At 63.4% G+C, this 12102-nt stretch carries 6 protein-coding genes; 1 reads left to right on the plus strand and 5 read right to left on the minus strand.

All coding sequences use genetic code 11. The features are described from left to right. Window positions 1-11 precede the first annotated feature (11 nt). Entirely contained in the window at window positions 12-758 is a 747-nt protein-coding gene (locus tag VC212_RS09595) for a glucose 1-dehydrogenase (RefSeq protein WP_055850364.1), read from the plus strand. A 552-nt stretch (window positions 759-1310) separates the two neighbouring features. Here VC212_RS09595 and VC212_RS09600 read toward each other — a convergent pair. From VC212_RS09600 to VC212_RS09620, 5 genes are all read right to left on the minus strand, one after another. Beyond that, window positions 1311-2413, minus strand: a protein-coding gene (locus VC212_RS09600; RefSeq protein WP_323515424.1) for an IS3 family transposase whose coding sequence is annotated in 2 segments (ribosomal slippage) — window positions 1311-2155 and window positions 2155-2413 — 1104 coding nt in all. Because the reading frame shifts where the segments join, the coding sequence is not laid out codon by codon here. Window positions 2414-2638: 225 nt separating this feature from the next. Next, complete coding sequence (locus VC212_RS09605; protein WP_323515422.1) at window positions 2639-5299, minus strand: glycoside hydrolase family 3 C-terminal domain-containing protein; 2661 nt, start codon at window positions 5297-5299, stop codon at window positions 2639-2641. Between the two features lie 322 nt (window positions 5300-5621). After that, on the minus strand, window positions 5622-8315 hold the full coding sequence (locus VC212_RS09610; RefSeq protein WP_323515421.1) for a glycoside hydrolase family 2 protein: 2694 nt from the start codon (window positions 8313-8315) through the stop codon (window positions 5622-5624). Window positions 8316-8336: 21 nt separating this feature from the next. Next, on the minus strand, window positions 8337-10766 hold the full coding sequence (locus tag VC212_RS09615; protein WP_323515436.1) for a family 20 glycosylhydrolase: 2430 nt from the start codon (window positions 10764-10766) through the stop codon (window positions 8337-8339). 268 nt (window positions 10767-11034) lie between these two features. After that, entirely contained in the window at window positions 11035-12102 is a 1068-nt protein-coding gene (locus VC212_RS09620) for a glycosyl hydrolase family 18 protein (RefSeq protein ID WP_161963124.1), read from the minus strand.

Consider the following 12102-nt stretch of genomic DNA (forward strand, 5'->3'; position numbering starts at 1 on the left):
AGGATAGCAACATGAAGAAGCTGGCAGGTAGGGTGGCAGTGGTGACGGGGTCCTCAAAGGGGATCGGCGCTGGCATCGCAAAGGCGTTGGCGGCAGAAGGCGCATCAGTAGTGGTCAACTACGCGTCGAGCAAGGCGGGAGCAGATGCCGTGGTTGAGGCTATCTCCGCAGCAGGCGGCAATGCGTTTGCAGTCCGGGCAGACATCTCCATCGCCATCGAAGCACAGGCACTTATTGAATCTGCGGTGACGCAGTTCGGGCGTCTCGACATACTGGTAAACAACACTGGGGTCTGGGATGTGGGAGCGGTAGAGCACGTCACAGAGGATCAGTACCGTCGCCTATTCGACGTTAATGTTCTAGGCATGGTCATGACCACACAGGCCGCCATCAAGCATCTTCAAGATGAAGGCAGCATCGTCAACATCTCCTCCTCAATCACCACCTTGCGATCGCCAGGTACATCGCTGTACACCGCTAGCAAGGCGGCCGTGAACGCAGTTTCTGGTGTGTTAGCCAAGGAACTTGCCCCCCGCAAGATTCGGGTCAACGTCGTCAGCCCAGGATTTGTAATCACTGAAGGAACGATCACTGCCGGCATCGTCGGTTCGGAAATGGCAAGTGGCATCGTGGCGCAGACGCCCCTTGGACGTGCAGGCCAGCCGGAAGACATCGCAAGCGTGGTGACGTTCCTTGCATCTGACGATGCCCGATTCGTGACCGGTGAGGAGATCCTGGTCACCGGCGGATTACGCTGACCAATGCCTTCATGCAGCTGGCCTGACCCGGCCGGCTGCAAAAGGCGCGAGACTTTCCTCAATAAGTATGCGGAACTGTTGTGGCGCGTCTACCTGCGGACAGGCGGACACCCCTCGGACGTCCGCGGACACCGTGCGACCAGTAGGGATAACATCTGTCGCGGAAGAGCTTGGCATGGATCCTGCCTGACCTACCTGATCTATCAAGGCTCTCATCTAATGGCATCCGTTCCAAAGCACCGCCCGTCTTCGAGCCGCGTACTTTCTGTCTTCTGCGCCGCCTTGGTGCTCGGGTCCGAGATGCTTTCCCCTGCTAGCGCGCAACAGGCCCCACAGTCGAGCACCGCTTATCAGGGATGGGCTGCCATGGCGGACAAAGATGTCGACTTCTCGCTGCAATGGTTCCGGGACCAATCCATCATGGCCGTGTACCCAGATCCTTCAGGGTTCGAGGTCACTCTGTCGAAAGCTCGCAAACAAGCCGATGCGTGCCTACAGCAGGTCAAGAATTTTGAGGGCTCGACGTCCCCCCGCCGTGAATAGCGGTCGGATTTAGAGTCCAGAGTTGATGATATGGGTGTTTGCTAAGTGTTGGGCATAAGTAGCCGGCGTCATGCCGCCGATTGCCTTCTTGGGTCGTTCCTCGTTGTATTCGCGTCGCCAGCGTTCGATCTCGGTGCGCGCATGCAGCAGTGTTGGGAACCAGTGTTCGTTGAGGCATTCGTCGCGTAGCCGGCCGTTGAAGGATTCGACGTAGGCGTTCTGGTTCGGTTTGCCTGGTTGGATCAGTCGCAACTGCACGCCACGGGCATGCGCCCAGACGACTATGGCATTGCCGCAAAACTCCTTGCCGTTGTCGGTACGGATGACCTGAGGCAAGCCACGACTGAGGGCCAGCCGGTCCAGCACCCGCGTCACACCATGGCCCGAGATTGCACGCTCCACCTCAATGGTCACTGCTTCGTGTGTCGCGTCGTCTACGATCACCAGACACTTGATCACCCGGCCTTCGGCGGTGCGGTCGAAGACGAAATCCATCGACCACACCTGGTTGGCCCGCGCCGGCCGAAGCAGCGGCTGGCGCTCACCCACCGGTACTTTTTTCCGCTTGCGGCAACGGACTTGTAGCTGCTGCTCGCGGTACAACCGCTCGACCCGCTTGTAGTTCACGAGGCGTCCCTCCTGTCGCAGTTTGAGATAGATCATTTCCACGCCATAACGGCGATGGTGATGCGCCAACGCACCGATGCGTTCGCGCAGTTCGACGTTGCGATCTTCGCGCTGGCGATAACGCAGTGCACTGGCGCTCATGCCGATCACTGCCAACGCATGACGCTCGCTAGCACCACGATCGATCCACTCGCGCACCAGCGTACGACGTGCCGGTGCGCTCACCACTTTTTTCGCATTGCATCCTTGATCAGGTCGTTCTCGAATAGCTGCTCGGCTAGCAACTTCTTCAGTCGCGTGTTCTCGGCCTCAAGGTCCTTGAGCCGCTTGGCATCGGGCACACTCATGCCGCCGAACTTGCTGCGCCATAGGTAATAGGAGGCCTCGCTGAAGCCATTCCGCCGGCAAAGGTCCTTGATGGCCACGCTCGCTTCAGCCTCGCGCAGGAAGCCAATGATCTGCTCTTCGGAAAAACGCTTCTTCACGTCCAATCTCCTCGGGATAGGAAATTGGACTCCAAACTGGGGCGCTACTCAAAATCGGGGGGCGTCGACCTGGACACAACTGACGCCGGGTTGAATGGCTTGCGCAACCGCACCACGCTTGAACTCCGCTTTGAACTTCCTTCGCTCGGACATGAGCAATCATCAGGGCCTCGATCGGCTTTCTTGTAAGGTCCGTGATAGCCAGGGTAAACCCGTTAGTAACTCTTACTTCGGCAACGGCGAGCGCCCCGAAATCGACAATGCCGCTGCCTCACCCGCGGCGCCGGTACCGGGCTGGCCACCACCGACAAATACGCGGTAATCGCCGGCTTCCACCGCGCGCTGGCCGCTGCGGTCCACATCGCTCAGTGCACGCGCATCCAGCGAAAAGGTGAGTTCGCGTTGTTCGCCGGGCGCGAGGTGGACGCGTTGAAAACCGACCAGACTGCGCAGCGGCGATTGCGGGCGGTCCGGATACTGCAGATATACCTGCGCCACTTCATCGCCGGCGCGGCTGCCGGTATTGCGCACCGTTGTGGTCACCTGCAGCGTGCTGCCAGCTTGCAGTGTGCTGGTGGACAGGCGCGGTGCGTCGTAGGCAAAACTTGTGTAGCTCAGCCCATAGCCGAACGGAAACAGCGGCTCGCCCTTGAAATAGCGATAAGTGCGGCCTTTCATGTCGTAGCTGACGTACGGCGGCAGGTCCTTGGTGGAGCGGTAGAACGTCACCGGCAGGCGCCCGCCGGGGTTGTCGTCGCCCGCTAGTGCGCGCGCGATGGCGGTGCCGCCGGACTGGCCGGGATACCAGGCCGCCACGATGGCGTCGGCGTTGGCCTTGGCCCAGTTCAGCGCCACCGCGCTGCCGCTCATCAACACCACCACCAGCGGTTTGCCGGAGGCTTTGGCCCGTTCCAGCAAGGCTTGCTGTGGGGCGGGCAGGGCGATGTCGTTGCGATCGCCACCGTCGAAGCCGGGCACATCGATGCGCAGTTCCTCGCCTTCCACATCCGGCGACAGGCCGACGAAGGCCACGACCGCATCGGACTGCGCCACCGCCTGTTCGGCCTCGGCCAGTTGCGCGGCGGCCGGTGCCAGCCACTCCAGGCGCAGGCCCTGGTCCTGTCCGCGATGCTCCATTTCCAGACGGATCTTGCGCGGGCGGGTGTCGTCGAAATGCAGCACGGTTTCCACACTGCGGCCATCGGCGTTGTGCATGCCGGCCGGCACGTGCTTGTCTTCGGCGTTGCCGGCGACCACCAGCTTGTCGTCGATGTAGAGCCGCACCGGGTCATGCCCGGTGCAATCGAAGCAGCGCGCCACACGCACCGCCAATGTGTAATCGCCGGTACCCGGCGGCAACAGCTCGCCGCTCCAGCGCACCGCGTAGCGATCGGCCGGCACGCCCTTGGCCGGGCTGACCTGATCCCAGTTGAAGCTGATGGTGCGGTCTTGCCGCACCACGCGCGGGCTACCGTCCAGATCGACATTGTCGAAGTATTCGCCGCGCAATCCCGGCTTGTCGTCGCTGCGCAATGCGGTTTCCGGAATCATGCCCGGCACGCCGGCGGCCAGCGGCGCGCCTTGCGCGTAGCGCACCTGCTGCGCACCGAAGTGCTGGCGCAGGCCGAGCAGCGGGGTGATCGGTGTGGAGGAAGTGCCCTGATAGTTGGCTTCCAGTGCGGCCAACGCATCGGCATTGGGGCCGATCACCGCCAGCCGCGTGCCGGCTTTCAACGGTAGGGTATTGGCGTTGTTTTTCAGCAGCACGATCGATTCGGCAGCGGCCTGCAAGGCCAGTGCGCGGTTGGCGGTGTTGTCGATGTCCTTGGCGCCCAGGCGCGCATACGGGTCCTTGCGCGGTGCCTCCAGTTCGCCCAGCCGATAGCGCGCGGCAAACAGGCGCACCAGCGATTGGTCCAGCAGTGCTTCGTCGACTTCGCCACGTTCGATGGCGGTGCCCAGTGCGCGATACGCATGCCCGCAATTGAGGTCGTGGCCGGCCTTGAGCGATGCGGCCGACGAGCCGGCATTGTCCGGGCGGAAGTAATGGAACTGGGTCATGTCGTCCACCGCATCGCAGTCGGACACCACAAAACCCTTGAAGCCCCAATCGCCACGCACGCGGCCATTGAGCAACCAGTCGGCCGCGCAGGCCGGTGTGCCATGCAGGGAGTTGTAGGCGCACATCACCGACCAGGCCTGTCCATCGACCAGTGCGGCGCGGAAGGCGGGGGTATAGGTCGCTTCGACATCGCGCGGCGACACGTCCACATCGAAACCATGCCGGCCCGGTTCCGGGCCGCTGTGCACGGCAATGTGCTTGGGCGTGGCGATGGTGCGGGGATGGTTCAGATCATCGCCTTGCAGGCCGCGAATGAAGCCCACTGCGAGCTGCCCGGTCAGAAACGGATCCTCGCCATAGGTTTCCATGCCACGGCCCCAGCGCGGGTCGCGGAAGATATTGATATTGGGCGACCAGATGGTCAGCCCCGCGTAACGGGTGTGGTCCTTGCCGGGGCCGCCGGCCAGATTGAACTTGGCGCGTGCCTCGGTGGACACCACGGTGCCCACCTGCTGCATCAGCGCAGTGTTCCAACTGGCGGCCAGGCCGATCGCCTGCGGAAACACCGTGGCATAGCCATTGCGCGCGATGCCGTGCAGGCCTTCGCTCCACCATTCGTAGGCGGGGATGCCCAGGCGCGGAATGGCTGGCGCATCGTTCATGGCCTGCGCCACTTTTTCGTCGCGGCTCATCTGCGCCACCAGCGCAGCGGCGCGTTGTTCGGGGCTGCTGCTGCGGTCGGTGGTGGCGGCGTGCGCGATGCACGGCAGCCCAAGGCTCAGGCCCAGCGCAATGGCAAGGCGCGATACAAACACGGATGACATCAATGCACTCCTGCGCAGTGGCGCTGCCGCCATGCGTCTTTTGTTTTTGTTATTGAGGCGGGGGCAACAAGAGGGATCACTTTTTTACGGACAGCGTTGCCCTCATCCGCCCCTGCGGGGCACCTTCTCCCGCAGGCGGGAGAAGGAGATGCTCTCGGTGCTCGGGTGGCAAGGTGCTCGGTTGCCAAGTTGCTCGGTTGCCAATGGGAAACGCGATCCACTCGTTCTGTTGATCTTCCTGCAGTTGATCGCCCTGCAATCGCCAGATGTTCCTTCTCCCGCCCTGCGGGAGAAGGTGCCCGCAGGGCGGATGAGGGCCGCATCACTTCGCTTCGGCCGGCTCCGGCGGCGCGCCGGCCAGCGTGCTGGCCAGGTCGCGCACCTGCAGCGCGGCCTGCACCTGCGCCAGCGGCAGCTTGCTGGAGACGTGCACCGTCAGCGGTTCGCCCGGCAACAGGTCGAAGGCGTTGTCGGCCACGTTCACTTCCAGATCGCCGAACGACAACCACACCTCGCGCGCCAGCGTGTCGCTGCGCAAAGTCAGCGCGTAGCCATCGCCATCGGCGCGCCATTGGCTGTCGATCTTGGCGGTGGGCAACGCCAGCTGCTTGGCCGGCGCGAAGAACACCACTTCGCGCGACAACGGCTTCTCGCCATCGAACAACTCGAACACCGCATAGCTGCGCTTCGGGTCGGCCTTGCCCAGCAATTGCGCATCGCTAAAGTTGCCCACCTGCAGGCTGCTCAGCGGTTTGACGCTGGCTTTTTGCTCGCGCTTGCTCAGCACCTTGCCGTCCATGCTCATCACCCGCATGCGCCAGCGTGCATCAAGCGGTGTGGTGCGGTCCGACACCAGCGACACCTGGGTCTGGCCCTTGTCATTACGCAGCGCGGCGATCATCTCCGGCGCATAGAAGCGGCGCGCGTGGTATTGCAGCGCCTTCCAGCGGCCGTAGTAATCCACGCTGGACCACGACGCGCCCGGCCACACATCGTTGAGCTGCCAATACAGCGAGCCCATCGATTGCGGACGCGAGGCACGCAGATGAGAGGCGGCCAGGTTGATGCCTTCGGCCTGCATCAACTGGCTCAGATACACAAAGCTTTCGAAGTCCTTGGGCTCGCCGAACTCGCGGCGGATGTACAGCATCAGCCGCTTGTTGCCATTGCCCTTGTCGAACTTCTGATGCGCGCGCATCACCGGCGATTCCGGGTCCATGTCGGCGGCATCGGCAAACACACGCACGGTGCGCATGTCCGGGAACGACTGCAGCCCGTATTCGGACATGAAGCGCGGGGTGACGTTGAGGTATTCGGTCACCGGCAGGGCCGGGCCGCCCCACACTTTCCAGTAATGCATGTCGCCATCGTTGGCCTGGTCGGCGCCACCGTCGAAATCGGTGCCCGGCGAGGTGGCCCAATACGGCACATCGCTATCGTAGGTGGCCACCACTTCGCGGAACACGGTGCCGAACAGCGTGGTCATGCCGCGCTCGATGCGGGTGCGTTCTTCCGGGTCCACCGACTGCTTGAACTTGACCCGATCGCCCCAGTTTTCCCAGCCGGTCTGCACTTCGTTGTTGCCGCACCACAACACGATGCTGGGGTGATCGCGCAGGCGCTTGACCTGTTCGATCGCCTCCTGCCGCGTGTTCTCGTGGAATTCCACGTCGTACGGCGGCACCGCGCCACCGAACATGAAGTCCTGCCAGATCATGATGCCCAGCTCGTCGGCCACCTCGTAGAAGTGATCGTCCTGGTAATGCCCGCCGCCCCACATGCGCAGCATGTTCATGTTGGCATCGCGCGCATCCTGCAAGGTGCTGCGCATGCGCTCCTGGCTGACGCGCGAGGGGAACGCATCCAGCGGGATCAGGTTGGCGCCCTTGGCGAAGATCGGGATGCCGTTGATCACGATCTCCATGCTCTTGCCCCACTTGTCCTTTTCGCGGCGCAGCTCCACCGAACGCAGGCCGGTGACGCGCTTGATCTGCTGGCTGTCGCCATCGGCATCGCGCACGGTGGCCACGAAGGTGTAGCGGTCCTGCGTGCCGTAGCCGGCCGGGAACCAACGCTTGGGCTTGGCAATCCGCACTGCGAGATCGATGCGGTTCTGGCCCGGGTCGATCACCGCGTCCTGGGTGAACTGGCCGACCTTTTGTCCATCCGGACCCAGTACATCCAGCGTCACCTGCACCGGGCCGCTGCGGCCAGCCTGCAGTTCCAGTTGCGCCTGCAATTGCGCGCTGTCAGCGTCCACGCGCTGCTGGTCGATATGCAAGCCGTCCACGCGCACGGCATCCCATGCTTCCACGCGCACGTCTTTCCAGATGCCGGCATTGACCATGCGCGGGCCCCAGTCCCAGCCGTAGCTATACGGCGCCTTGCGCACGTAGGTGGAACTGTGGCGTCCATCCGGCTCGTCGCCGAACGCCGAATCGTAGGCGCCCGGCAGCGCATATGGCTGCTTGGCCAGCCACGGCTGGATCTTCTTGATCGGCGAGAAGAAGGTAATTTCCAGCACATTGTCGCCGCGCTTGAGCAGCGATTTGGCGTCCACGCGCCATTGCCGGAACATGTTGTCGGCACTGAGCAGCTTCTTGCCGTTGAGAGTGACCTCGGCCAGCGTGTCCAGGCCATCGAACACCAGCTCCACATGCGCGCGCTTGAGCGTGGCCGCATCCACGTTGAAGCGGGTCTGGTATTGCCAATCGCTTAAGCCCGCCCACTGGATCTTGCCCTCGTTGTCGCGCAGGAACGGGTCTGGCACCACCTTGGCGGCGATCAGATCGGTCTGCACCACGCCCGGCACCTGCGCCGGCATCCAGCTGGCCGCCTTGGGATAGGTCTTTGCCTGTTCCTGCCCCGGCACCAGGCGCACCTGCCAGCCGCTGTCCAGGGTCACTGCCGTGGGCGGTGCCGCCCAGGCCTGCGAAAGTGCAAAGGTCAGGGCAAGCCCGAGCCGGGCGGGGGTGAGCAGGGACAGTGCGGGGGCAGTGCGGTGCGACAGGGGCATGGGTGAGTCTCCTTGGATGGATCAGCGCGTGGCGGCGGGGGGCGCCTGCGCGGTGGTTTCAATCAGTTGGACGGCGCCGATGGCATACAACGGGCCGCGAATCGGCGCAGTGAAGCGCAGGCACAGATCGTGGGTGCCGGTGCGTGCAGGCAGTGGCGTTTCCAGGGTGAATTGTTCGCCCAGGGTGTCGCTCTTGGGCAGTTGCACGCTGGCGATCAGTTCGCCGTCACAACCCTGGCGCACTTCCAGCTCGCCGCCGCGGGTCTTGGCCGGGTACTGCACCACCTTGGATTGCTCGTGCGCCAGGCCGAAGTTGTTGGGCAGGCGCGCGGCCTCGATGCGGATCGCGCCGATGCCATCCAGGCGTGCCTGCGGATACAGCCGGCAGGCATGAAACAGATCGACGTTGTAAACCGGTGTATCGGCGCCGGTCATCTCCGACAGCAACGGCAGGCGCAGGCCAAGCGTGCCAGTCTCCACGCAATCGCGCAGGCCTTGCGTGTCCACGCGCAACAGCGATGCACGGTCGAAGGTGCGGCTGCGCGTGGCGGCCAGCGGCGCGCCGTCGGCGGTGAATGCGGTGGCCTTGACCGTGGTCGGCAGGTTGATCGTAAACGGCGCCTCATAGCGCGGCGATGCAGGGCTGGGGTCGCTGCCGTCCACGGTGTAGTGCAGTGTGCCTGCGCCCGTCTGCGTGCTCAGCGCCACCTTGGCCGGGCTGCCGGCGAGCACCGGGTTGGGGCCGCTTTCCAGCGCGATATCGGCAGCAAATGCGCCGTCGCTGTAGGCGATGTCCAGTGCCTTGTAGCGCTGCAACTGCGCCGGCAACCGCGCCAGAAAGTTTTTCCACTCGCGTGCGCTCGGCGGCGACCAGGTCATCTCCGCTACCGCCGACAGACGCGGGAACAGCGCGTGATCCACGTGCCAGCGCGAGGGGATGTATTCGGACCACAAGGCGCCTTGTGCGCCCAGCACATGCCTGGCCTGCTCGGCGGTGAGGTCGCTCGGGACCGGATCGAACGCGTACACCTTCGACAATGGCAACACCGTCAGGCGGCCATTGGGCTCGTCGCTACGCGTGGTCTGCAGGTTATCCAGATACAGCCAGTTGCCCGGTGCCAGCACCACATCGTGTCCCTGTCTGGCGGCGGTGACCGCACCTTCGACGCCACGCCACGACATCACCGACGCACTGGCCGGCACGCCGCCTTCCAGAATCTCGTCCCAGCCGATCATGCGCCGTCCGTGCGTAGTCAGATACTGCGCCAGTTGTTCGTTGAACCAGCCTTGCATGGCATGGGCATCCTTGACGCCCAGCTTGCGCATCTGTGCGCGGACGGCCGGCGAGGCTTCCCATTGATCCTTGACCGCCTCATCGCCACCGATGTGGATGTAGCTGGACGGGAACAGCGTCAACACCTCGTCCAGCACGTTGGTGATGAAACTCAGGCTGCGTTCGCTGGTGTTGAACAGATACGGGTTGACGCCCCAGTCCACGCCCACCTGAGTGCGCACGCCGGGGACGCCCACCTCTTCCGGGTAGGCGGCAACCGCCGCCTGCGCGTGGCCGGGCATGTCCAGCTCGGGCAGCACGGTGATGTGCAGGCGCGCCGCATACGCGACGATTTCGCTGATCTGCTCTTGCGTGTAAAAGCCGCCGGAGCGCTCTGGTGTGCCGTGTCTGCCGGCACCCGGCGGCGTGCGCCAAGCACCGACCTCGGTGAGTTTGGGGTAACGCTTGATTTCGATGCGCCAGCCCTGGTCATCGGTGAGATGCCAATGCAGCACATTGAGCTTGTGCACCGCCATCGCATCGAGCACATGCTTGACGGTATCCACGTTGTGGAAGTGGCGGGCCACGTCCAGATGCTGACCACGCCAGCCAAAGCGCGGCCAGTCGCGGATACTGACGCCGGGCACGGCCACCGCGCCCTTGCGCGCATCCGGGGTCATCAATTGCCAGGCGCTGATTGCGCCATAAAACAGGCCGGCGCCATCGCGCGCGGCAATGCGGATACCGGTGGCGTCCACATCCAGGCGATAGCCTTCTTTCTGCGTCACCGCTGCCTGCGCATTGCGTTCCAGGCGGATGCTGGCCGGCGAGGGCGTGGCTTCTGCACGCACTTCCAGTGCAAGCCCACGTGTGCGCTTGAGCAGGTTGGCAAGATACTCAGCGCTGCGACGCGCATCGGCGTCGCCTGCCACGATCGAGATCACCGTGCCGGTGCCAACGCTGAAACTGCCGGCGTTGCGCTTGGCCTCCACCGGTGCGGGAATCAGCGGCAGCGGCGCTGTTGCGGAAGGTGACGCCGCCGTCGCGCCTGCGCTGACCGCTGCCGGTGCCGTGCCTGCATCGCGTTTGCCGCAACCGGTGAACGCCAGTGCGGCCAACGACAGTGCAAGCAACCGCGACGGCAACTGCATCGATAACGGCTTCTTGCCTGACGGCATGTCCAACAACAGCGCCCTCGACAACAACATGCGTGGCGTACGGCCGGTGTTGGACATCATGCAATCACATCCCGAAGTAGCGGAGAGCGTGTCGCTGCGCGGTTGCATGCGCGCAGCCAAATGGAATAACACCATATCGCATCGACACCATCGCTCGGTCATGCCGACGATGGCGATGCGCGGCAGCCACGCACAGTAGCAAAGCCGCAGCGACTCACACAGGCACTGGCGCACGCTTCATCGGCGTGCGCCAGGCATGCAACAGGGATCAGCGCTGCGCGGTCGGCAGCTCGTCCCACACCTTCGGGTCTTCGGCGCCCAGCACCCAGCAGCTGAAACCTTCCAGACCGTATTGCTTTGCCATCTCGTAGCGTGCCTTGAAGCTACGCGCGTCCGGGCGGAACACCCACTCGCGCATGTCGTCGCGGTAGAAGTAAAACCAGGATTCCTGTTCGACCGGATCCCACTGCACGGTAGCGTTCTGTTCGATCGCCAGCGGGAAGGATTCGTCGGCATCGATGTAGGTTGCGGAAATATTCGACGCCTCGGTGCCGTCTTCCTTCACCGGGTTGCCGGTGAACCAGCGGTAGCCATAGGTGGCGATGCCCAGCGAGAGCTTTTCTTTCGGCACCTGGGTGATCGCGTAATCCAGATGCTTCTTCATCCACACCATGCCATCGACCGGGCCGGGCGTGGTCCAGCGGGTGTGCTGGTCGTAGGTCATGATGCTGACCAGATCCGCCGCCTGGCCCAGCGCCTTCAGGTCATACGCACCGCGCCAGTATTCCCACATCCACTTGGAAAACTGGCCGCCTTCGGCGTGGCCCGGTGCATTGGGCACCACCGCCACCGACATCTTGAAACCGGCCTTGTGCAGCGCATCGGCGGTCTGCTTCACCATCAAGGTGTAGGCGTCGCGATCGGTCCAGGCGATGTTCTCGAAATCAAACTGGAAGCCGTAGTACTTGTGCTGCTTGCCGTGGATCAGCAGCGATTCGATCATGCGCTTCTTGGCCGCTTCGTCGTGCATCAGCTTGTGGAAGCCGTCGCGGCCGGTGGTCATCGACAGGATCGGCATCACCCGCAGCTTCTTCTGCTTGGCGATGTCGTACAGGTACATATTGGGCGTGCCGTTGACCAGGCCGTTCTGATCCACGCCATACCAGGTCGGCACCACCACATCGATCTTGTCGACGTTGGCAATGAACGAGTTGGTCGATTTCTGCGTGTTCATCAGATAGAACAACGCCGTGGGGTTCTTGGCCAGGGCCGGGACGCAGGCAAATGCCAGCGCAAGCAACATCCAGGTCAATCGTTTGCTCATGGAGGACAACAT

The organism is Xanthomonas sp. WHRI 8932A, assembly GCF_035012785.1.
GTDB lineage: Bacteria > Pseudomonadota > Gammaproteobacteria > Xanthomonadales > Xanthomonadaceae > Xanthomonas.

Bases quoted from the DNA above. Each gene is read 5' to 3' on its own strand.
- VC212_RS09595 (WP_055850364.1), top strand. From the start codon at position 12: ATGAAGAAGCTGGCAGGTAGGGTGGCAGTGGTGACGGGGTCCTCAAAG.
- VC212_RS09605 (WP_323515422.1), bottom strand. From the start codon at position 5,299: ATGTCATCCGTGTTTGTATCGCGCCTTGCCATTGCGCTGGGCCTGAGC.
- VC212_RS09610 (WP_323515421.1), bottom strand. From the start codon at position 8,315: ATGCCCCTGTCGCACCGCACTGCCCCCGCACTGTCCCTGCTCACCCCC.
- VC212_RS09615 (WP_323515436.1), bottom strand. From the start codon at position 10,766: ATGCCGTCAGGCAAGAAGCCGTTATCGATGCAGTTGCCGTCGCGGTTG.
- VC212_RS09620 (WP_161963124.1), bottom strand. From the start codon at position 12,102: ATGTTGTCCTCCATGAGCAAACGATTGACCTGGATGTTGCTTGCGCTG.